The organism is Colwellia sp. D2M02 (assembly GCF_018860755.1).
Classification (GTDB): Bacteria; Pseudomonadota; Gammaproteobacteria; order Enterobacterales; family Alteromonadaceae; genus Colwellia; species Colwellia asteriadis.
Genome location: NZ_JAHKPW010000044.1, coordinates 1 through 23677, shown reverse-complemented (window position 1 = coordinate 23677; position 23677 = coordinate 1). Strand labels below are relative to the sequence as shown.

Here is a 23677-nt window from a genome sequence, read left to right as displayed (position 1 = left end):
CCATATAAATGAATATGTTGGTGGTGATTTATGACTAGGTGACATCTAAGCCATACCTAAGCTATATCGAAACTATATCGAAGCTATACCGAAGTAATATTTGAGGAAATAATGTTTAAAAATCATTTAAAAAAGGCAGTTGCAATACTGCTAATACCCGCGTTCGCTTACGCCAATGAAAACAATCACGAACATAAAAATGAGCACAAAAACGCGCATAATCACCATGAAGAAACTGAACACCATAAAGAGTCAGAACATCATGAACATGGCGATAATAAGGTTGAAAAAATTCAAGTTAGAGCCTCTCGACTAGGTCGTATAGTAACTGAATCGGCAACACGCACCGAAATTATTAATGGCGAAGAAATACAAGAAAAAGCATTAATGCGCCCCGGAAATATTTCAATGCTAGTGGCAGAAACCGGTGGTGTTAGAGTACAAACAACTTCTCCTGCTTTAGGTAGCTCAAACATTAGGCTGCAAGGTTTATATGGACGCTATACGCAACTTTTAAGTGACGGTTTACCCTTGTATGGCGGTCAAACAACGTCCATCGGTTTAATGCAAATTCCCCCTACCGACCTTGCAACAGTTGAAATAATTAAAGGCTCCGCTTCTTCTCTTTATGGCGGCTCTGCACTAGGTGGAGTCATCAATTTAATTTCAAGAACTCCCTCTGATGAATATGAAGGCGAAGTATTAGTTAATGCCACTTCTAAAAATGGTCAAGATATTACCTCGTACTTTGCATCACCTTTAACCGAAAGCTTAAGCGCATCAATCACGGCTGGGGTTCATAACCAAGAAGAGCAAGACTTAGATGACGACGGTTGGCTTGATATGGCTTCTTATCAAAGAGCGAGTGTTCGCCCTCGCCTTTATTGGCAAGGTGATAATGGCGCCAACCTTTACGTAACATTGGGCGCAATGACAGAGCAAAGAGATGGCGGAACCTGGGGTGAAGCAACCGTGCCTGACGGTAATACTTTTCCTCAAACCCAAAACACCTTAAGAACAGATATCGGCTTTATTTATGATCAACCCTTAGGTGAAGTAATAAATTTAAATATGCGTGGCTCGGCAATGAACCAAGAGCACGAGCATGTATTTGGGGCAATTAAAGATGACGACAAGCACGAAAGTTACTTAATTGAATCAAGCGTATCTGGGTATTCAGATCAAACAGCATGGCTTGTTGGGTTAGCACTTCAATCAGAAAGGTTTCAATCTGACAACTTCTCTGAGTTTAATTACTCTTATCAAGTACCAGGGCTATTTTCGCAACTTGATTATGAAGCAAGTGACAATATTTCAATGTCGCTTAGTGCTCGTGCTGACTGGCACAGTGAATATGGCACACAAGTAAGTCCGCGCATATCATTACTCTACAGCCCTGAAGAATGGACAATTAGAGGCGCATACGGACAAGGTTTTTTCGCACCAACACCATTTATTGAAGACATTGATGAAGCAGGTTTATCTCGCCTTGCACCACTTGAAAACCTTAACGAAGAACGAGCAACTACCGCGTCTATCGATTTAAGTTATGTACTTGGCAGTGTTGAAACCAGCCTAACATTATTTTCATCAAGTATTGATAACGTTACTGAATTAGCCCTTATTGATAATGCTAATAGCACTTCAGATAAACAAGTACATATAATTAATGCTAGCGGCGAGAGTGATATTAATGGCGCTGAACTACTACTGCGCTATCGTTGGCAAGATATTAAATTTACGGGGAGTTACTTATACACAAACGCAACTAAAAACAGTGATGATGGCTTTAAACGTGTGCCACTAGCGCTTACCCCTAAACACTCTGCTGGGCTTGTTGTTATGTGGGAAGAGCATGGCAGTCACCTGTTAGGGTTTGAAGCATACTATACCGGCACGCAGCAGCTTGAAAACAATCCCTACAGGGAACGAAGTGATGCATACTGGCATTTAGGGTTATTAGGACAAATCACCCTCGGACAAGTAAGCTTTTTTATTAATGCTGAAAACTTATTAAATGTGCGACAAACCAAGGAAGACCCTTTAGTGTTACCAGAGCAAGCCCCGAGCGGTAGATGGACCACCAACATTTGGTCAAGAAACGATGGTTTTACCGTTAATGCTGGCTTACGTTTTCAATTTGGCGGATAATTTGTGCCTAAACAATTTATGTCTAGGTACTTTCTACCTAGACATCTTTTACCTTAGTTAACCTGAACGTTAACCTGAGCTCAGATTAGTTAACTACTTCTCATTCTTTGCGTGAGCATTCTGTTAGAATAGCCAACCATTGAGTAAAGCATTTCGAGGCAGCATGTCAGAATTTACAGAATTTCCACTTTTAGCGTCAATTATTGACCGCGTTAGTCTTAAAGGCTACACACAGCCGACACCAATTCAACAAGCATGTATTCCCGCGCTAATTGATGGCAATGATCTTTTAGGTATAGCGCAAACAGGCACAGGAAAAACGGCCGCCTTTGCCCTACCTATTATTAATAAGTTTGGTCAAAATAACGTTGAAATCAAAACCAAGAGTACCCGTTCGTTAATTCTTACGCCAACACGAGAGCTTGCCTCGCAAATCATGCAAAATATTGATGACTACGCAGAAGGCTTAGGGCTAAAAACTAAAGTTGTTTATGGCGGCGTTGGCAGACAACCGCAAGTAGACGCTATCGAGCAAGGCCTCGATATTTTAGTTGCCACCCCTGGCAGGTTATTAGACTTAATTGAAAATGGCGATATACACTTTAAATCATTAGAAGTTTTTGTTTTAGATGAAGCAGATACCATGCTTGATATGGGCTTTTTTAAAGACGTGCAAAACATTATCGCTAAGCTGCCAAAAAGCCGACAAACATTGTTATTTTCTGCCACTATGCCCGCTGAAATTGAAGTACTGGCACAAGCGATATTAACCAAACCAACAAAAGTTGAAATTACCCCGCAAGCGGTGACTGCCGACTTGGTTAATCAAAGTATTTACCACCTGGATAAATCAAATAAAGTACCTTTGCTTTTTGACATACTAAAAACACCAGAGCATCAAAAAGTACTAATATTTTGCAAAACAAAATATGGCGCAGACATTATTGTTAACGCCCTCGAAAAAGCCTCAATTACTGCAGCTAGCCTGCACAGTGGCAAAACACAAGCGGTTAGAGAAGAAGCGTTACAAAACTTTAAAGACGCTAATTTAAGAGTATTAGTAGCAACCGATGTGGCTGCGCGCGGCATTGACGTTGATAATATTACCTTGGTGGTTAACTACAACCTACCAGAAGATCCGAGAAACTACGTACACCGTATTGGACGCACCGCTCGTGCAGGTAAGAGTGGCGCGGCTATTTCTTTTGTTGTAGAAAATGATATCAGGCAATTAACCAATATTGAAAATAGCATCGGGCAAGTTATTCCTGTAGTCACAGAGCAGCCGTTTCATAAAGAGTTTTCACAAGCGCCTATAGCTGCTAAGAAAAAGAAAGCGACTAAAAAACCAAGTAGAAACAATAAAAGCCATAAAGGGACTAACGCGAAAAAGAAAAGGCGCTAACTAGGGGCTAATAGTAAGCATCAATTAACGTCAACTTTGCTTAGACAAAACCCAAAAAATCGAGTGACTAACTTTTATAACGCACCCTGAATATAAGCTTTGTTCAAAAACATGTTAGAATGTTAGTCATATTATTATTTAAAACCATTAGGCGTATTGCATGTCTGAACACTCAACTTTCGACATTTGTGTTGAACCAATAGAACTTTATAAATTACTCAAAATCGCCAATATGGTTGGCGGTGGCAGCGAAGCTAAAACCATCATCAGCGAAGGCAGTGTATTAGTAAATAATAAAGTCGTAACGCAAAAGCGTAAAAAAATTCGCCGCGGTGATATTATCGAATATAACGATAAAACCATTGAAGTCGCTTATAACCCTAGCCAGAAATCGGCCGAATTTATCAATACGGTTGTTTTAGCGAGTAAAAAAGATCAAAGAAAAAAGAAAGCGAAAAGTAAAGCACGCGCGCTTTCAGCTGACAGTAAACCTACAGTAAAGCCTGAACGCTAAAAACGTCAGCACTAGCAAGGCGGATGCATCCGTCAATAGCGAGTCTATTACCAATAAATCCAAGGTGTTTTTTCTAAACGAGTACCCGTTATTAAACTCAAAGGCGAGCCAGCAATGGTTCGCCTTTTTCTTTGCTATCAACAGTTAAGCTCCGATAAAAACTACTTTCTGATCTCCCTCTTTTATGAAAACCCGTAAACCTAAAGCCCCTAAACCCAACCCCCAAAGAAGTAATAAAACAACAAAAATAAATAAAAATACGTAAAACCTCACAAAAAACCAAATTTCGGCTGATTATTACGTAATAATATTACATATTAAGTAAATCTTATTAAAAGAGGTTATTTACCTATGCAAAATCAACAAACACATTTAAACGCTGAAAACGCAACTGAAGCGACCGTATTTGATTATAGTAATGAGAGCTTACCTCGTGATTTTGATATCAGAATTGAAGTTGCAGAACAACGTGAAATACTTGAGCAAGCATAACTAACAGCATCAATTAATCTGCTGAGTTAGTTTGCGCTAATATAGTTGAAGAAAAGGGAGCTTTGCTCCCTTTTCTGTTTTTGAAGCATTCATCTTTTGTTTGCTTACGCTCTAAATCTAACTAAGTTTTTTTCAGTATTTGGCCTCGCGGTGGCAATATAGTATTTAAAGTGGCTCTGACTCCATTTATTACAGAGTTTAAAGGCTAAGAACTCCCTCTAGATCATTGAATGTTGCAACTCTAATCATAAGTTCCAAACTCCCAAACACTCTCTGAAAAAAATAATAATGGTTTAAAAACAGTCTCTACAATGCGTTTATAATATTAAGCGTTAAGCACACGCTATTTTTGTTTGCTGTATACAAGCCTTTTGAGCCTGCTCTATTGATTCACCACCCATACAAAAATCTAATCTCAACGTTTTATTCTCTGCAACTTTTTCAACACTTGAAGACACTGGATCCCACATCCATTTCTTTAACATTTTTCGTGAATGTTTACCGAGTTGCCATTTGGGTACAGATTTGACGATCTCAATCCCCTCTGTTTTACCGGAGTCTGAAATAGTAAACGACAAAATAGCGCAGCCTCTAATCCCTGAGCGAGCTAGCTCTATAGGATATTTAGGCGTATTTTGATTTACACGTTGCCAGATAGAGTCACCTGAGGGACTAAGTTCAGTAACCTGAACATCAGCATAAAAGGTTTTAGCTAGCGCTATTGCGGGGACCAAGGCAAGTAAAATAAAGGGTAATATCAAAATTTTCATATACACTCCGTTGTGAAATAATCTAAATAACGTTCCAGTTAGTAGCTAATCCATTGTATGATAAAGACATTCCAATCTACAACAATTATAGAGTAGATTCAATCAGCCAAGTTCTTTTAACATAAGTAAAAACTTCACCTTTATATGAATCAACACAAAGTTTTTCCTATTTCATCAAGTAGCTCAAATGTAGCCTAGTCATTCTAAGCAAATAATACTCAATAAAGCGTAAAACGCTTTTAACCGAACCCTTCGGACAGCGTTTGTTGGTAATTTTTACGTCGTTATAGACTTTTTATGTGACGCTACAGGGATGTAGTTTATTAGACAATGTTGGAACATATTGTCCTGATTAACCACATGACAAAGGCTATGCCTTGTATAAACACCTAACAATTCGCTGCAACAACAATCTCGAAAGTTCAACAGCCTAGTAGCGCAATAAAATTACTCAGCCACAATTTAACCATTGTTATCCCTATCAAAATTAGCCATTGTATGACTACTGGTGTTTTCATTGACCATTTTCCAAGGAATAATCATACATGTACTTATCAAAGCGCTTTGTTAAGCCCCCGACTTTCAAAAGAAAGGCAAGCAATTTAATTTTGAGCAAAAAACACAGCTATTTCTTTAGCATTCGAAAGTTAATCATCGCTGGCTCATTTTTACCGTTATTTGCCAGTGCCGCCATTGCTGATACTAACTTCCTCCAATGCAAAAATAATTTAGCTAAACGTGCCCAAGATGCAGGCTTTTCAACTTATATTACTCAGACCGTTATAGATGATATCTCCCCTATAAAGCGCGTTATTGCCCTCGATAAAAAACAACCTGAATTTACTCAAACTTTTGAACAATATATGAAAGCCAGAGTCACTGGTTATCATGTTCGTGTTGGTAGAGAAAAGTTAAAGCAACATAAAGCGCTATTTGACTCTTTGGAGCAACAATACGGCATTCCCCGTCAATATTTGGTATCTTTTTGGGGCTTAGAAACCGTTTATGGTAAACACAAAGGTAAAATGTCTATTTTGAATGCCTTGACAACACTTGCTTGTGATGAACGTCGTAGCGAATTTTTCACCCAAGAGTTACTAAACTTATTTACCCTGATTGAAACCGAGCAAGTAACCACAGAACAATTGAAAGGCTCTTGGGCTGGTGCAATGGGACATATGCAATTTATGCCTTCCGCTTTATTAAAATATGCAGTAGACGGTGATAGCGATGGCAAAGTCGATGTTTGGCAAAGCGAGGTAGATGCCATCACCACGGCAGCTAACTATTTGAACCAAATAGGCTGGCAAAGCAAAGAGCGCTGGGGTAGAGAAGTTAAGTTACCTGATAACTTTGCTTTTGAAAAAGTCGCCTTTGATCAGTATTACTCACTGAGCCATTTTCAGCAGCTTGGGGTAAAAAAAGTCAATAATAAGCCTTTAGCGGATTACGATATTCAAGCTGAGCTTTATCTGCCATCAGGGCATAAAGGGCCCGCATTTTTACTCTACCCTAACTTTAATGTCATCATGACGTGGAATTTGTCTAAGAGCTATGCACTATCTGTTGGGGTATTGGCGAATAAATTAATTGGCGCAAAAGGCGTTGAATTTTCACCAGCACAGCAAGCTGCGGTAAAACCTTATAGTATTGCTGATTTGAAAAAACTACAAAGCCAACTTAACGCTTTATCATTTGAGCTAGGTGAACCTGATGGTAAATGGGGCCCTAATACAAGACGTGCCATTCGCTTGTTTCAGCTGCAGCATAAACTTGTTGCTGATGGCTACCCTAACGAAGAAGTCTTTTTAACCATGGAGTCAGTTCTCAACCAAAGTAGCGAAATAGCCTTAAAAAATGGTGAAATCCCAGTAAAAAATGACGAATAATGACTAAGAGTACAGTGTCATTGCCTGTTTGGCATTAAGTAAAACTTTACACAAAATCAGCTTAAATGAATGTGAGACAAAAGACCGACAACAAACACTTTATTCCCCCTAGGTGAGATTATTGATAGCTATGCTAAGCCAGAAATAAAGTATAAACAAGGTATAAAAAAGTCGCGATATTCGCGACTTTTTTATAGAAATTCTGTAGATAAAACGAAGAAAAACTTAGCTTGTTTTAATTGAGAAAACCTTAGCTAAACCTACATTGCAGCTGAGAATATCTCGACAATTTCTGCATGAGTTGCTTGTTTGGGATTGGTAAAACCACAAGCATCTTTTAGTGCATTATCCGCTAGCAAATTAAAATCATCTACCTTAACCTCTAACTGAGATAAACCAGACGGAATATTCACCGCTTGAGATAACTCAACAATAGCGCTGATTGCTGCCTCAGCCGCTTTATCTGCTGCCATACCTGACGTATCAACGCCCATGGCTTTAGCAACATCGGCTAACCTTTCAGGGCAAACTTGCGCGTTATATCGTTGTACGTGCGGCAGTAAAATCGCATTACAAACACCATGTGGTAAATCGTAAAAACCACCTAGTTGATGAGCCATCGCATGCACATAACCTAAAGAGGCGTTATTGAACGCCATACCTGCCATAAATTGTGCGTAGGCCATTTGCTCACGCGCCTTAATATCATCACCGTGTGAAACTGCCCTGCGAAGGTTGGCTTGAATAAGCTCAATAGCTTTAATGGCCACCGCATCGGTTACAGGGGTTGCGTTAATTGAAACATAAGCTTCAATGGCGTGAGTTAGCGCATCCATACCCGTTGCAGCAGTTAATGATGCAGGTTTTGCTAGCATTAATTCAGGATCGTTAACTGAAATCATTGGCGTGGTATGTTTATCAACAATCGCCATTTTTATATGTCGATCTTCATCGGTAATAATACAGAATAGCGTCATTTCAGAGGCAGTGCCTGCGGTGGTGTTAATTGCAATTAAGGGTAACTGCGCCTTAGCAGAACGATTTACACCTTCGTAATCTTTAATTTCACCACCGTTAGTCGCCAACAACGCAATACCTTTGGCACAATCATGCGGAGAGCCACCGCCAAGTGAGATAACAAAGTCACAGTCATTTTCTTTTAAAATAACTAAACCATCGTTCACATTGCTGACGGTCGGGTTAGGTTGAGTGCCATCAAACACTACCGTTTCAACATCACGATCAGTTAATAATTTCTGAACTTTAACGACCATGCCTATATCAACCAGCACGGTATCAGTAACAATTAAACCTCTTCTAAAGCTTTTTGCTTGAATACTATCAACCGCTTCTTCAAGGCAGCCAATACCCATCAGGTTGATTGAAGGAATAAAAAATCCAGCCATTATAAAATCTCCATTATGTCATTTAAAATATGTCCTTGGTAAAATTTACCTGAAAATAGAAATGATGTCTTGATTAGAATCAAGTTATGGGCTTTAAATAGCGAGTATAAACAGGAGTGATGAACTATTAAAATTAAAATTTAAAAGGGAGACTCTTACTTTTTCATAACTTAGTTAAAAGATAACAGATCGGGTAGCAGCTTATATTTCTGTTTTATGTTGTGTTGTGTTGTGTTGTGTTGTGTAACAGTGTCGAATAGCATTTTACAGTAGCGCTACGCTTAATTTTCACCTCTTTATTTAACCAGTGACACTACTCTTGAACAGGTGAAATGGTTTCTTTGATTTCATCACCGGTGAAGCCTTTGCGCGCCAAATATGCATAGGCTTTTGATTGTTCTTTATAGTCTGATAAATCGTAGTTTTTCTTTGCTAATTGATCTTTGCAGCTTTGATAAAAGTCGATATCACCAGCAAGTTCAAGTTGATATAGCGTTTCTTCAAATTCACTCACATCAATAAGGCGCTGCTTTAATTCATTGAGAATAAGCATTTGCCCTTTTCCTTTTCGATATAATTTAATGATTTCAGTTGATAGCTCAGCTTTATCGGCTTTTATCGCCATGTTACTGCGTAGCGAATGTTGTGCCGGATGTTGTGACAACGCCTGATCTATTTGTGAGTGAGTAAAGCCTCTCGTTGTCATTTGTGCATATACTTTTTCTTTACTTATACCGTCAAAGGTTTCGAACCGAGACTGTAGCCGGCTGCTTGCCAATTCATCAAAATTAATATTTTGCTGTTCAACAACTTGCGCGATTGCCGCGTCAATATCACGGGAGGAAACACCGCGCACTTTTAATTTGTGTTGTACGGCTGCTTTACCCATTTCATTACTAAATGCAGACTCACAATAAAGTTTCGCAAACTCAAGATCACTCTTTAAATAATTACGTTCGATAAGGTGAGCAACAACCTGCTCTACCCACTCACCATTTTCTGTTTTGCGCGCAAGTTTAGTGCGGATTTCAGCAATGGTGAAATCTTGTTGGCTTAGGTGCCAATAAGCACTATTAAATACGTTTTCAATCGTCTTGGCTTGTCGAAGTGGCGGGCGTTCCATAGGAGAAGTCTCGGTTTAAATGTTTGCGGTATTAGTGTAACAGAAGCTTATGGTTATTAAAAAGTTAGCAAGCGTTGTTGGTGAATGATCCTTTATTTAATTAGTTTTCTGCTTCCAACATACGATTGGAGTTTTATTCTCTGTTTGGCGTCGCGGTGGCGACTACACCCAAGGGGCGACGTGCCGCCGCGCCTCCCCTTGGACCCCCTGCGGCGCCCAACTCAGCATTTTTGCCTACTTTAGTGATTAACTTTACTGATTGGAGTCTTGGTTTTCTGCTTGGCGTCGCGGTGGCGACTACACCCAAAGGGGCGTTACACGCCAAAAGCCCCTTTGGAATCCCCGTGGCGCCCAACTGAGAATTTTTGCCTATTTTAGTGATTAACTTTACTGATTGGAGTCTTGGGTTTCTGCTTGGCGTCGCGGTGGCGACAGCACCCAAAGGGGCGTTACACGCCAAAAGCCCCTTTGGAATCCCCGTGGCGCCCTGCTCAGCAAAGCATTCAAACACCAACTAACGTAGCCTTCGATTCCTGCCGATTTATCCTCCATGAACAGCGGCAGCCCTCGACGTCCTGTCTCGGGTTGAGGCCTACCTTTGTTAGTTGGTGATTGAATTGCTGAGATGGGAATTGGTGATCGCTGTACCACTGTCGTTAGTTTTAACATCAGTGATGCACGAAAGAAGAAACAAGCACCAAGTCTGCTTCATCAAACGCCGAAATGAAGCACAATATTCACGTATGTTCATCATGGATGATGAACAAAGCGATGTAGGGCATGACGGTACAGGATGTACCTTATTAGACAATGCAGGAGCATATTGTCCTGACGCCCGTTCAGCGCTGTTACGTCGAAGATCTTGTGCTGAATGTAGGATCACGTTTGATGTAGCAGCGCCCGGGGAGTCCAGAGGGCTCAGTAAGTCAAAAGGCGTTTAGCCCCCCTTTTCTTTTGGGTGTCGTCGCCACCGCGACAAATCAATTAAATTGACTCAGCCCCATTTATTTAACTTTAAAAAAATAGCTTGATATCAATACATTAATAACATAAATTAGCTGGGTAGGTGTTATTCGCCTATTTGCTACGTTCTTTAAGTAAATCAAAAAACAGAAAATCGATGCTCTTAATTGAGCGATCCGAAAGGATCATGACCGGGCTCCTGCGACCCCATCACTTTCATCTCCGTATGAAGTTTTGGTGTTTATTTATCGCTACTTTAGGCGACAGTTGTCTGGCTTTTAGGTTGGAGTTGTGTGACGGGTTAATTAAATTATTTCTGGTTATTCCATTATTGGTCTGGCGCGATTAAATTCGCTTCACTTAAATAAAGGAGAACACAATGTTAAAATTTAGTTTTTACATCAGATTTACGAATAAAACGAAGAACTTTAGTTTGATATCTGGAGGCAGTATCGAATCGAAGAAGCAAGTTAACCCCGAACCGTTAGGTCATGAAGGACTGGTTTCAGACTTCAATGCTCCTAAAGCTATAGCGATAGTTAAAAGAATATTTGTTATCATTAATTTGGTTGATTATTTGAGTAAATTTTTCCTATAGCAAACTCCAAACCTTTAAAACCTCACTTCCTTAAAATGGATTTTTGAATGGACAAGCCCTACTACCCCTATCAAGCTATAGGCTCTATAGAATTATTAGCTAGAACCCTCGGAATTTCTTCTAAAAGACTCATATCAATTGCTAGTCGTGTTGATAATTCTTATGCTGAATTTGAACTACATCCACACCCAAAGACAAATAAAATTAGAACTGTTTTTGATCCAAAATATGAATTAAAAAAACTACAGAAACGCATTAATTCTAGAATCTTTGAAAAAGTTCAATATCCCAAATATTTGCAGGGTGGAATTAAGGCACCTGATAGTCGTGATTATGTAGAAAATGCTAAAATACACTCAAAGTCTAATACTTTAATAAGTTTAGACATCAAGAATTTTTACCCAAACATTAAAGAAAAATATGTTTACGATATATTTAAACAATTTCTGAATTTTCCTGATGAAGTCTCTAAAATATTAACTACTTTGACTACCTATAAGGGCTTTGTTCCTCAAGGTGCTGTCACTTCTAGCTACATAGCAAATTTAATATTTTTTAATAGTGAGTATTCTATCGTGTCTGCCCTAAGAACTAAAGGGGTCATATATTCACGACTACTTGATGATGTATCAATATCTTCTGAGAAAAGACTAAATGAAACCGAAATAACAAAAAACATTAAATTTGTTGTCTCTATGTTCACTAAGTACGATTTAAAACTCAATACAAAGAAGACTAAAAAAGAATATAAAAACAAAAAGAACCCGTATGAAGTTACAGGTTTATGGGTTGGACACGCCAAACCGAAAGCTAGAAAGTTGGAGAGAAGATATATAAGACAGTTAGTTTATAATTGTGAATTAAAATATCCATCTATGAAAGACTCTTCCGACTATCATGAACTTTGGAATAAGTCCTCTGGTTTAGTAGCTAAACTCGAGAGACTCGGGCACTCACAAGCAAAAAGGCTTAGAGCTAGAATGAGCTCAGTTTTACCTTGTTATGACGACATCGAAATAATAAAAACCAAAAAGCTAATTAGAAAAGCTTTAAAGGTTCCACGAGAATATCATCAAAAACATGGCCATATTAAGATATTCAATAAGCTTATTTACCGTTGTGGTATATTAAGTAGGACTCATAAAAAGTTATCTAAACATTTAAGACAACAGCTTCAAGCTCATTATCAAAATGTCCCCACTATAAGAGAATACTGGCATGGCTAATACAAATGAAGATATAGGTATTATTAATATGTACGACCCATTCCGTGGGCTAGGTTTTATCAGGCGGAAGAAAGGAAAAGACGTATTTTTTCTTTTTGATGAACTACCTGATTTAGGATTCGAACCAACAGTTGGAGACAACGTAAAGTTTGAAATACAGATGAAGCCTAAGGGGCCAAGAGCATATAAGCTAGAGTTGATAGCCCAAGCTTAATTAGCCATATTAAACATGAGATAACGAAAATAAGCGCCCTGCTACATTCTGCCAGAACCTACATTAATCAATAAAAACAAAAAAAGCGAGCCTTAGCTCGCTTTTTATCATTCCATATCAATCAGTTAACTAATCAACATAACTATCAATCGGAGGACATGAACAAATCAAATTACGATCCCCGTATACATCATCAATACGGTTAACCGTTGGCCAGAATTTGTTAGCTGCCGCAGCTGGTACTGGGAATACTGCTTCGGCAACCGTGTAACCACGATCCCAAACATCAGTAATATCCGCTAGTGTATGCGGTGCATTTTGTAATGGGTTATTGTTTAGTTCCCACTCACCTGACTCAACTTTACGTACTTCATCACGAATACAAGTCATTGCTTCAATGAAACGGTCTAATTCAACTTTAGACTCAGATTCAGTTGGTTCAATCATGAACGTGCCCGCTACTGGGAACGACATGGTTGGCGCATGGAAACCGTAGTCAATTAAACGCTTAGCAATATCAACTTCAGTAATACCTGAGGTTGCTTTAAGCGGACGTAGGTCAATAATACATTCGTGTGCAACACGGCCGTTTTTACCTGTGTATAACAACGGGTAATGTTGGCTTAACTTGCTCGCCATGTAGTTAGCGTTAGTGATGGCAAATTTACTTGCATCAGTTACGCCTTTTTTACCTAGCATTGCTACGTAAAGGTAAGAGATACATAAGATACCTGCGCTACCAAATGGTGCAGCAGATACCGCGCCATTACCTTTGGTTTCTTCACCTACGTTGATTAATGCGTGATCAGGTAAAAATGGTGCTAAATGCGCTTTAACGCCGATAGGGCCCATACCTGGGCCGCCACCACCGTGTGGAATAGCGAAAGTTTTATGTAAGTTAAGATGTGAAACATCAGCGCCAATATGACCTGGTGATGTTAAACCAACTTGTGCGTTCATGTTCGCGCCATCAAGGTAAACTTGGCCGCCGTTGTCATGAATAATATTACAAATTTCTGCAATAGTTGTTTCGTATACACCGTGCGTAGACGGGTATGTGATCATGATACATGCTAGGTTGTCACGTAACTCTTCAGCTTTTGCTGTTAAGTCGGCCATGTCAACGTTACCTTCTTTATCACAATCAACCACAACCACTTTTAAACCAACCATTTGCGCTGTTGCAGGGTTAGTACCGTGTGCAGAAGATGGAATTAAACAAATGTTACGGTGTGAATCGCCACGGCTTTGGTGATACTTAACAATTGAAATTAAGCCTGCGTATTCACCTTGTGCACCTGAGTTAGGTTGCATCGACATTTTGTCGTAGCCTGTTAATTCAACTAACCAGTCAGCTAGTTCGTCAATCATTTGCTTGTAACCTTGTGCTTGGTCAACAGGTGCAAATGGGTGCATATTTGCAAATTCAGGCCATGATACTGGGATCATCTGCGCAGTTGCATTTAACTTCATGGTACAAGAGCCTAAAGAAATCATTGAGTGGTTCAATGCTAAATCTTTGTTCTCAAGTTTTTTGATATAACGAAGCATTTCTGTTTCGCTGTGGTATGAGTTAAATACTGGGTGCGTTAGTATTTCAGACTCACGTACTAATGACGCTGGAATTGACGAGTGACCACAATCAATAACTTGCTGGTCTAAAGCGGCAACGTCTAAACCATGCCCTTCGCCTAATAAAATGTCGAACAACGTAGCAATGTTTTCACGCGTTGTTGTTTCATCAAGTGAAATGCTGATTTGACCGTCAACGTCAGTACGCAAGTTAGCGCTTGCTGCCAATGCACGTGCTACGATTTCGTCTTTACTAAAGCCGTCAATAGCATCTAGGTTAAATGTTAATGTGTCAAAGTAGTTAGCATGAACAGCCGTTAAGCCTTTAGATGCCGTACCTAAACATAAAATATCAGCTAAACGGTGAATACGATTAGCAATAACTTTTAAGCCTTTAGGGCCATGGTAAACTGCGTAAAACGCTGCCATGTTCGCTAATAATACTTGAGCGGTACAAATGTTTGAGTTAGCTTTTTCACGACGAATGTGTTGCTCACGTGTTTGCATTGCCATACGTAATGCATTGTTACCGCGCGTATCTTTAGAAACACCAATAATACGACCTGGTAAAGAGCGCTTGTATTTATCTGAGGTTGTAAAAAATGCTGCGTGAGGACCACCGTAACCCATTGGTACGCCAAAACGTTGCGTTGAACCGATAACAGCATCAGCGCCTAACTCACCTGGTGCTTTTAATAACACTAAGCTCATGATGTCGGCAGCTACGGCAACAATGCCTTTTTTCTCGTGAACTTTGGCAATTAGCTCTGAAATATCACGTACTTCACCTGTTGCGCTTGGGTACTGTAAAAGTGCGCCAAATACGTCGTGATTAACTACGTCGTCTGCTGGTGCTACAATAATGTCAAAATCAAACATTTCGGCGCGTTGTTTTACCACGTCGATTGTTTGTGGGTAAACATCAGATGAAATAAAGAATAAGTTTGATTTTTTGTTTTTAGATACGCGTTTTGCTAGCGCCATTGCTTCAGCGGCTGCAGTTGCTTCATCAAGTAATGAAGCTGATGCTAGGTCTAAACCAGTAAGGTCTAAACACATTTGTTGATAGTTTAATAATGACTCTAAACGACCTTGCGCAATTTCTGGTTGGTAAGGCGTATACGCTGTGTACCAGCCTGGATTTTCTAACACGTTACGTAAAATAACGTTAGGGGTTAAGGTGCCGTAGTAACCTAAACCAATGTAAGTGTCGTTAACTTTATTTAAGCTAGCAACTGCTTTTAAGTCAGCTAATGCTTTTACTTCTGTTTTGCTTTCTTCGATGTTTGGAAGGTCAGCTAAACGAATATCGCTGGGTACAATTTCATCAATTAGGGCATCAACAGATTCTGCGCCAATGTCGTTTAACATGGCAGTTGTTTGTGCTTCGCTTGGGCCAATGTGGCGGCGAATAAAATCTTGAGTTTGTTCTAACTCAGATAATGAGCTAACAGTTGCTTTTGAGGTCATAACAGTTTCACTTAATTGTAGGTAAATTACGTAAATTTAAAAATAGCTGCAAACGTTAACGTGGTCATTCTCGCCAATAAATGTCGAGGGTGATGTTATTACCGTTTGGCGTAATAATACTGGGCTCTTTTATTCCAGTAGAATAAAAGAAAGCCTCAAACGTAAACAGTTGGAGGCTTTAAGTTTTTTAGCTAAGGTAATCAGTCTGTAGGCAAAGCTGTTAAGTTACTTGGCGTTAGAGCTTAGTGTACGAACACTACTAAGTGACAAAACCAATAACGTCAACAATGCCGACTAAAGTTGATTAACAACGCTAAAAACGAAAATTAATCTTCGTCGATAGAGTTAGCGTAACCTTCGGCATCAAGTAAGCTTTCTAACTCGCTTGCATCGTCTAACTTAACTTTAAATAACCAACCGTCACCAAATGCGTCAGAGTTAACTAGCTCTGGTGAGTCTTCTAATTCTTCGTTAATTTCAACAACTTCACCTGAAACTGGAGCATAAATATCAGAAGCTGCTTTCACAGATTCTGCAACAGCAACATCGTCGCCTGTTGTAATTGCATCGCCAACGTCTGGTAATTCAACAAATACCATGTCGCCTAAAAGGCCTTGCGCATGCTCAGTAATACCTACAGTAACGATACCGTCGCTTTCAACGCGAACCCATTCGTGTGATGTTACGTATTTTAACTCTGAAGGGATGTTGCTCATTTTAATTTTCCTAATGTAATTTTTTAATTTATGTAAATTTTTATCGCACAAAAACTATTAGATAATAGTATAAATCCTAAATAATTGAAATTGCAGTACCGTATTTGAGTGGCCAAACTAACCGCTTAATTATTTAAGCGGTTACATGGTATTGCTATTATTTCAAGGAGACGAATTTAGAAAACTTTTTTGCCGTTACGTACAAAGCTTGGCTTAGTTACCGTAACTTTTACTAATTTTTTACGCATTTCTACTTCAACAGTATCGCCTACTTTAACACTACGCGGCACACGTGCTAATGCAACGCTGTGCTCTAATGTTGGAGAGAAAGTACCTGAGGTAATGATTCCTTCGAAAAGAGGACCTTCGCCAAGTTCAGTAATAATCTTCTGACCTGTGCGCAGCACACCTTTTTCTTCAAGTACTAAGCCAACAAGTTTAGGCTGATCGCCCGCTTCTTTTTGCGCGGTAAGTGCTGCACGACCAATAAAGTCACGATCTTCAGGCTCCCAGCTAATAGTCCACGCCATGTTAGCAGCTAATGGTGAAACGCTTTCGTCCATATCTAAACCGTAAAGGTTCATACCTGCTTCTAAACGTAAGGTATCACGAGCACCTAAACCACAAGGTACTACGCCTTGGTCTAATAGTTTTTGCCAAAACTCTTCAGCAGCGCTATCAGGCACAATAATTTCGTAACCGTCTTCACCAGTGTAGCCCGTTGTAGCGATAAATAAATCGCCTACTTGTACACCAAAAAATGGTTTCATACCATCAACGGCTGCTGTTTCAGCATCGTTTAATAAGTTAGCTACTTTCGCTTTAGCTTGTGGGCCTTGCACAGCAATCATGCCGTACTCAGGACGCTCAGTAATGGTAATATCGAAACCTGCTGATTGTTTATTCATCCACGCTAAATCTTTTTCGCGTGTTGCTGAGTTTACCACTAAGCGATAATCGGTATCTGAGAAGAAGTAAATGATTAAGTCATCAATAACGCCAGCTTCTTCATTTAACATGCCAGTGTAAAGTGCTTTACCTGCAACCGTTAACTTAGCAACGTCGTTAATCACTAAATAACGTAAAAATTCTTTAGCGTCAGCACCTTGTACGTCAACAATGGTCATGTGTGAAACATCAAACATACCTGCATTTTGACGAACAGCGTGATGCTCTTCAATTTGTGAACCATAGTTAATTGGCATTTCCCAGCCATAAAAATCAACCATTTTAGCGTTTGATTCTAAATGCTTAGCATGTAATACGGTTTTATTTGTCATGTGTTTCACCTAAAAGTTAACAACGTTACGTGTTCAATTGTGCTCGATTATAGCGCTCAGCAGATGTTGATTCAACAACAAATGAGCGCTCAATAAAATATAAACCCAACTAAAACAACTAACCCGAATAAAATTTTAATTAAAAGCAGTTTTAAAAATAAAAAACAACTACAAAGCTTGTAAATGTTAACCGAACAAATAAAGCGCTGAAAATTATTTACTGTATTTTATACGCCATGCTCGGCAGGTTATCTTTTATTCCTAATGCTTGGCTGATAAAGGTGTTTTTTACTGGCGCAACATGGTTCAGTATATTCATCCCCAAACCCCGTATAAGCGCTAATGGCGCAGGTTTTGGCGCGAACATTTCTTTAATGGCGGCCATAGCAGCAATCATTTCACTGGCTTCACTTTTGCGCCAGCGCGCAAACGCTTTTAATGCTTGAGCATTAGCTAGCTCATTTGTTGGCTGGGCACATAAGGTATCAACAAGCGCAATCGCATCAAGCAAACCTAAATTAACGCCTTGGCCTGCTAAAGGATGAATAGTGTGAGCTGCGTCGCCAATTAAAATAACGCGATCTTTAACAAAATTTTGTACCAAACGCATGGTTAGCGGATAAGTAAAACGCTCGCTCACTAATTCAATATCACCTAACTTACCATCACTGGCCGCTGTTAACGCTTTAGCAAACTCAACTTTGTTACTATTAACTAAGCGCTGCGCTTCATCGGGTGAGGTTGAATAAACAATAGAGCATAAATCATTATGTTCACTTTCAAGGGGTAAAAAAGCTAATGGTCCCGACTCTAGAAATACTTGCCATGCGGTATTTTGATGACCTTGCGGGCATTTTACTGTGCCAACAATGGCGTGATGATCATAATCTTTAAAGAACATTTCCATGTCTATTTGCTGCCTAACCCAAGAGTTAGCACCGTCGGCACCAACCAATAACTTAGCTAAAATAGGCATACTCGGAGCAGAGTTTCCTGCGTTAAGGTTTTCAGGAGCAGCAAAGCTGGCAAATACTTCACTGTCGCCCACAGCAATACTGGCTAATTTACTGTCAGTAAAAAAACTAATCCCTTCATCAGCTTGAGCTTTTTGCCAAAGCGCATGACGGATCACTTTGTTTTCGATGATCCAGCCTAAATGGTCTTGCGGAGGAAAAGTATCACCATCGCTGGCACAAAAGTCGAGTTTACCGCCACTCGCTTTATCCCACACATGCATATGTTGATAGGCTTGATGACGATTTTGTGAAATTTCAGACCAGATGCCAAGGTTGTCGAAAATGTTTTTACTCGCAATATTGATAGCACTCACCCGAACATCGTGTTCGTTGTCTATTTGAGCTAACGGGGTAGTGTCGGTAATTGCTACACTCAGTTGACTATTTTTACGTAGCGCTAAAGCCAGTGTTAGGCCAACCATACCGGCGCCAACAATTAAGACATCAAATTTTTGCATGTTTTTCTCTTTTTAAATGTAGCTACGCCACTGACGTTCTATTTTATCAAACGCTGATTTACTGTTAATTCGCAGGTAATTAAAACGTAAAATAAGCGTAAGTTAAACGCAATTTAACTATAAATTAAACCTAATATTAGTAACCCATAGTTTTCTTAACTAACGCATTTTTAAATGGCGCTATCACATTGAGCGCCTGCAAACCGATATTTCGTCCAATAACACACGGGGTTAACGTATTTGAAAATAAGGTAACTAGTGAGTCCGTTAAGTTGATCACTTGTTGTTGGTCATTCGCTCGGCTTTGTTGGTATTGCTGTAATAACGCAAATGAGCCAATATCTTTTTGTGAAGCAAGCGCTTGGGCAATAAGTTCACTCATTACTTTGACATCACGCAAACCTAAATTAAAACCCTGACCTGCTATAGGATGAATAGTATGTGAGGCATTGCCAACCAGCGCCATACGATGATAGGTTTGTTGCTCTGCTTGCAATAATTTAAGCGGATAAACACTACGTTTTCCTACTTGAGTAATACTGCCAAGCCAACTACCAAAAGCTAATTCAAGCGCTGTTTTAAAGTCATCATCGCTAAGTGACGCAATATTAACAGCCTGCTCAGGTGGTAATGTCCACACTAAAGAACAACGTCCCTGCCCTTGTTGGTTAACTAATGAAGGTAATGGCAGCATGGCAATAGGACCAAACTCACTAAAGCGCTCAAACGCTTTATAGTGATGGAAATGCTCAGTAGCAACATTGGCAATAATTGCTGATTGATTATAGTGGCTTTCTTTTACAGTAATATTAGCAAGTTGACGACAAGGAGATTGAACGCCGTCACAAGCAAGTAACAATGACGTTTTTAGTTGTGTACCGGAGTTGAGTTTAACGCTAATTTGATTGACAGATTTTTCAGTAACTTGCTCAGTGGCACGCCACTCAATATCAACAATGGTATCGGGACTAAACCAAGTCACGTTAGAATATTGCGCTAAACGCTGTAATTGCGCGTTACCAATAAGTGCCATATCAATGACATAACCTAACGCACTTACGCCATATTCATTAGCTGCAATACGGGCTTTGCCAGAGTAACCACGATCTGAAATATCGATATTTTTAATTGCACAAGCGTCTGCTTGTAATAATGACCACACGCCGATTTTTTTTAAATAATCAGCGCTGCCATGAGATAGCGCTAAGACACGATCATCAAACAATGGTGAGCTATGATGAGTTGTTGCTGATGTCGCTGCTTTGGGCGAATAAGCAGTAGCTTCAACAATAGCAATAGACAACAAGCTGCCATCGGCCTTGGTCAACTGACTTAAACTCAGTGCTAGTAAACTACCAGACAAACCGCCGCCAGAAATAACAATATCAAATTGTGGATTGTGTTGGTTCATATTTCTATGTATCAATTGACTTCACTAGTCGTTGTATAGGTACAGTATAAAAAAACGCGCATGATAAAACTTTGATCTCACGCTCATTCATTAACGATTAATTTATAGCGCCTGCTAATTAGTCGTTAGTTGCCATTAATGCTTCAATATCGGCAATTGTTTCTGGCACATGGGTGGTTAAATTTTCAAACCCTTGCTCAGTAACAACAATATTATCTTCAATGCGTACACCAATACCGCGCCACTTTTCATCAACACTCGTATCTGAAAGCGGAATATAAATACCTGGTTCAATAGTCATCACCATACCAGGCTCAAATGCACGTAACTGTTCTTTATGCTCATTTATGTAATAGTCGCCAACATCATGAACATCTAAACCTAACCAGTGCCCTAAACCGTGGATGAAATAAGCATTGACTGCTTTTTCACTTATCAATTTATCTATATCGCCAGACAAAATACCTAACTCAACCAAGCCGTTAGTTAAAAACTCATTAGTTATTTTATTTAACTGCGCAAAACAAGCACCCGGTTTAATCGCATTAACAGCTAAATTTTTAGCACCGAGTACCAACTGGTAAATGGCTTTTTGCGCCGGCGTAAATTTACCATTAACAGGAAAGGTTCGGGTTATATCGGCAGCATAACCGCCTAGCTCACCGCCAGCATCAATTAATAATAATTCGTTATTTTTTAAACTGTCGCTGTTGTCGGTGTAATGCAAAATATTAGCATTATCGCCACCAGCAACAATGGTTCCGTATGCCGCATAACGCGCTTTATGGTAAGCAAACTCATGAAGAATTTCGGCTTCAATTTGATATTCAAATAATCCCACCTGACAATGTTTCATTGCGCGTTGATGAGCAGTGCCTGAAATAACATTTGCTTGGCGCATTAAAGCAATTTCGTTACTGCTTTTGATTACACGTAAGTCGGCCAATATAGGGTTAACGTCACTTAAGTGCTCGGGTACATGACCGCCTTGACGCAAGGTGCCTCTAACAGTTTTTAACCAAGTAAATACTTGCGCGGCAAAGCTATTACTATCAAAACCATTGTCATCAAAGCCAAAAAACACTTGCTGCTTACCATTTAAATATTCGGGCACTAGGCTATCAATTGCACTTACCTCAAAACAACGGTCAAAACCATAATCTTGTTGGGCTTTTTCTTGGCCGATACGACGACCATGCCATATTTCATGATGAGCATCTTTGGGTAACGAAAATAAAATAGATTGTTGCTCGCCCTCTTCACTTTTGATCAGTACTAATAATGCATCAGGCTCATTAAAACCGGTAAGATAATAAAAGTTTTTGTTTTGGCAAAAACCAAACTCGGTATCATTGCTACGAGTAACTTCTTTAGCTGCTTTGACTAAGGTGATACTGTTATTTGGTAACTTCGAAAATAAAGCATCGCGGTGCTTTTTAAAATCAGTTAATGGTAGCTCTGTTAACGTTAACTCAGTTAATGAAGTAGCTGATGAAGACATAATTTTACCTATTTTTATTCGCGTTTTTATTGGTTGTTTTTATCGTTTAGTTAATGTGTATCTGTTAAACAATTATCAACTCGCTTAATGAATAGTACTATTAGTTGTGCTTGCCGGTTCACGCGATGGCGGTACGGCTAATTCACTAAAACATAGTAGGGCTGAAATTCGTACATATTCACTGATTTCAAAATAAGCTTGCTCAGTGTCTTCATCTTCGTCCATTTCATCAGATAAGTTAGCAATTTCACTAAAATCGCTCAGCACTTCTTTCACTTCATCCGAAACAACAGGATTATCTTTTTGCTGTAAACCAAAACCTAAATTAAAGCCTTGTACCCAAACACTTAACGCGTGGCCACGCTCTGCAATAGAGTCATCGTCATCAGGTAATAACAAGCTAAAGCTGTAGCTGTCATCTAATATATTGCTCCAAAGCTCAGCATACATTTGTTTAATTGCTGACTTAACCGCTTTCGGGAAACTGTCACCGCTATTAAATAAGTCATCAAGCATTGAAATATAACTTTGATCTTCAAAGGCAAAACCAGCACAAATTAACCCAGCTAATACACCATTAATTTCACTTGCATGTGCTTTAACATTTTCTGTGGTGATAATTGCTTGCATAGTAGCAAAGTCTATTTGGTTATTTTCTAAGGAGTTATTTGAAGTATTGTCGGTCATGGTTTACGCACTATCATTACAAAAAAAGATAACGCCAATGTTAACATTGCTATTATTAAAGTGACAGAAAAGTCGCCATTTACTTGCATCACAAGCTAAGCCTCGTTATGATTGACGAGATCGTCTTGATCATGCTATTAAAATGGATTTAATAGCTATATGTATAATAATTATTGGAATTTTTCTCACATGGCGCAACGCACCGTAGAAATTAACATTGTTGATCGCAAGCTTAAAGTAGCTTGTCCGCACGGACAAGAAACGGCTTTGCTGTCTGCTGCGCACGAGTTAAGTGAGCGCTTAGCAAAAGCTAAGCTAGGTAAAACGGTTAGCACGCCAGAGCAAACCTTATTAATGACAGCGCTAAACTTAGCGAATGATCTACTCCAAACCCAGCAAAAGCTTGCTGCACAAGAGCAAGAAAATAAAGAAAAAATTGCTCTTTTACAATCAACTATTGAGCAAGCCCTAGCACCTATCAATAAAAAAAGTGCTTAATTTTTCATTTAGTTACCTGTCACTTTTTCTATTTATTCACTAGTAAAGCGTATTCTTTTTCTATTTAGTTTAATAAAGCTACATAACGCCCAATTTGCCAACATTTAAGCATTTTTTACCAAAAAAAACTTATAGGCTGGTTTATTTTTCGCTATACTAAAAATGTCTTCTGGGGTGTTTGTATGCGAACAGTGTCCCTGAGCCGATAAGTTTTACCTTAGGAAGTTGACTATTAGCTATTGTGCAAGCCCGGCTCGTATCGGGAAGCCTACGGTTAACATGATATTTCCGCCCTGAACACACGGTGTTCAGGACTA

Annotated in this window: 20 protein-coding genes and 1 other RNA gene; 10 read left to right on the top strand and 11 right to left on the bottom strand. The window is 39.3% G+C overall.

The genetic code is table 11. The annotated features are described in order from the left end of the window. The first annotated feature begins 111 nt into the window (after window positions 1–111). The 4 genes from KO495_RS07455 to KO495_RS07440 all read left to right on the top strand — a co-directional run bounded on the left by KO495_RS07455 (window position 112) and on the right by KO495_RS07440 (window position 4562). On the top strand, window positions 112–2151 hold the full coding sequence (locus KO495_RS07455; protein ID WP_215979778.1) for a TonB-dependent receptor: 2040 nt from the start codon (window positions 112–114) through the stop codon (window positions 2149–2151). Between the two features lie 163 nt (window positions 2152–2314). Next, window positions 2315–3556 (top strand): DEAD/DEAH box helicase, encoded by a 1242-nt coding sequence (locus KO495_RS07450; protein ID WP_215979777.1) that lies wholly within the window; start codon window positions 2315–2317, stop codon window positions 3554–3556. 160 nt (window positions 3557–3716) lie between these two features. Beyond that, window positions 3717–4070, top strand: coding sequence for an RNA-binding S4 domain-containing protein (locus tag KO495_RS07445; protein ID WP_215979776.1), 354 nt, complete (start codon window positions 3717–3719; stop codon window positions 4068–4070). Window positions 4071–4421: 351 nt separating this feature from the next. Continuing rightward, window positions 4422–4562, top strand: coding sequence for a hypothetical protein (locus KO495_RS07440; protein ID WP_215979775.1), 141 nt, complete (start codon window positions 4422–4424; stop codon window positions 4560–4562). A 332-nt stretch (window positions 4563–4894) separates the two neighbouring features. Here the strand turns inward: KO495_RS07440 and KO495_RS07435 are convergent, their stop codons facing one another. After that, window positions 4895–5332, bottom strand: coding sequence for an energy transducer TonB (locus KO495_RS07435; protein WP_215979774.1), 438 nt, complete (start codon window positions 5330–5332; stop codon window positions 4895–4897). Between the two features lie 608 nt (window positions 5333–5940). Here KO495_RS07435 and KO495_RS07430 point away from each other — a divergent pair. Continuing rightward, window positions 5941–7221, top strand: a complete 1281-nt coding sequence (locus tag KO495_RS07430) for a lytic murein transglycosylase (protein WP_252738860.1) — start codon at window positions 5941–5943, stop codon at window positions 7219–7221. Window positions 7222–7481: 260 nt separating this feature from the next. On the opposite strand, the gene yiaY is transcribed toward KO495_RS07430, so the two are convergent. The 3 genes from yiaY to KO495_RS07415 all read right to left on the bottom strand — a co-directional run bounded on the left by yiaY (window position 7482) and on the right by KO495_RS07415 (window position 10075). After that, window positions 7482–8630 carry an L-threonine dehydrogenase gene (yiaY, locus tag KO495_RS07425; RefSeq protein WP_215979807.1) on the bottom strand — a complete coding sequence of 383 codons (1149 nt, stop codon included), beginning with the start codon at window positions 8628–8630 and terminating at the stop codon, window positions 7482–7484. 310 nt (window positions 8631–8940) lie between these two features. Then, a complete protein-coding gene (locus tag KO495_RS07420; RefSeq protein WP_215979772.1) occupies window positions 8941–9750 on the bottom strand; it encodes a RecX family transcriptional regulator in 810 nt (269 codons plus the stop codon). Window positions 9751–9883: 133 nt separating this feature from the next. Further along, window positions 9884–10075: a hypothetical protein gene (locus KO495_RS07415; RefSeq protein ID WP_215979771.1), complete on the bottom strand. Its 192-nt coding sequence runs from the start codon at window positions 10073–10075 to the stop codon at window positions 9884–9886. Between the two features lie 292 nt (window positions 10076–10367). Between KO495_RS07415 and KO495_RS07410 the strand changes: the two genes are divergently transcribed. The 3 genes from KO495_RS07410 to KO495_RS07400 all read left to right on the top strand — a co-directional run bounded on the left by KO495_RS07410 (window position 10368) and on the right by KO495_RS07400 (window position 12751). Next, window positions 10368–10691 (top strand): hypothetical protein, encoded by a 324-nt coding sequence (locus KO495_RS07410; protein WP_215979770.1) that lies wholly within the window; start codon window positions 10368–10370, stop codon window positions 10689–10691. Between the two features lie 667 nt (window positions 10692–11358). After that, window positions 11359–12537, top strand: coding sequence for a reverse transcriptase family protein (locus tag KO495_RS07405; RefSeq protein ID WP_215979769.1), 1179 nt, complete (start codon window positions 11359–11361; stop codon window positions 12535–12537). Then, the gene (locus KO495_RS07400; RefSeq protein ID WP_215979768.1) at window positions 12530–12751 is read left to right on the top strand and encodes a retron Se72 family effector protein; all 222 of its coding nucleotides are present in this window, start codon (window positions 12530–12532) and stop codon (window positions 12749–12751) included. Before KO495_RS07405 ends, KO495_RS07400 begins: the two co-directional genes overlap by 8 nt. A gap of 129 nt (window positions 12752–12880) precedes the next feature. On the opposite strand, the gene gcvP is transcribed toward KO495_RS07400, so the two are convergent. The 7 genes from gcvP to KO495_RS07365 form a co-directional block, all read right to left on the bottom strand. Further along, on the bottom strand, window positions 12881–15793 hold the full coding sequence (gene gcvP, locus KO495_RS07395) for an aminomethyl-transferring glycine dehydrogenase (RefSeq protein WP_215979767.1): 2913 nt from the start codon (window positions 15791–15793) through the stop codon (window positions 12881–12883). A 326-nt stretch (window positions 15794–16119) separates the two neighbouring features. After that, the gene (gene gcvH, locus KO495_RS07390) at window positions 16120–16509 is read right to left on the bottom strand and encodes a glycine cleavage system protein GcvH (RefSeq protein WP_215979766.1); all 390 of its coding nucleotides are present in this window, start codon (window positions 16507–16509) and stop codon (window positions 16120–16122) included. A gap of 176 nt (window positions 16510–16685) precedes the next feature. Then, window positions 16686–17789: a glycine cleavage system aminomethyltransferase GcvT gene (gcvT, locus tag KO495_RS07385; RefSeq protein ID WP_215979765.1), complete on the bottom strand. Its 1104-nt coding sequence runs from the start codon at window positions 17787–17789 to the stop codon at window positions 16686–16688. A 217-nt stretch (window positions 17790–18006) separates the two neighbouring features. Further along, window positions 18007–19263 carry a UbiH/UbiF/VisC/COQ6 family ubiquinone biosynthesis hydroxylase gene (locus KO495_RS07380; RefSeq protein ID WP_215979764.1) on the bottom strand — a complete coding sequence of 419 codons (1257 nt, stop codon included), beginning with the start codon at window positions 19261–19263 and terminating at the stop codon, window positions 18007–18009. Window positions 19264–19399: 136 nt separating this feature from the next. Beyond that, on the bottom strand, window positions 19400–20674 hold the full coding sequence (gene ubiH, locus KO495_RS07375) for a 2-octaprenyl-6-methoxyphenyl hydroxylase (protein WP_215979763.1): 1275 nt from the start codon (window positions 20672–20674) through the stop codon (window positions 19400–19402). Window positions 20675–20792: 118 nt separating this feature from the next. Then, window positions 20793–22175, bottom strand: a complete 1383-nt coding sequence (gene pepP, locus KO495_RS07370) for a Xaa-Pro aminopeptidase (RefSeq protein WP_215979762.1) — start codon at window positions 22173–22175, stop codon at window positions 20793–20795. Window positions 22176–22259: 84 nt separating this feature from the next. Next, the gene (locus tag KO495_RS07365) at window positions 22260–22862 is read right to left on the bottom strand and encodes a UPF0149 family protein (RefSeq protein WP_215979761.1); all 603 of its coding nucleotides are present in this window, start codon (window positions 22860–22862) and stop codon (window positions 22260–22262) included. Between the two features lie 189 nt (window positions 22863–23051). Between KO495_RS07365 and zapA the strand changes: the two genes are divergently transcribed. Then, window positions 23052–23360 carry a cell division protein ZapA gene (gene zapA / locus KO495_RS07360; RefSeq protein WP_215979760.1) on the top strand — a complete coding sequence of 103 codons (309 nt, stop codon included), beginning with the start codon at window positions 23052–23054 and terminating at the stop codon, window positions 23358–23360. Between the two features lie 163 nt (window positions 23361–23523). Further along, window positions 23524–23677, top strand: a non-coding RNA gene (gene ssrS, locus KO495_RS07355) — 6S RNA; the annotation flags it as partial.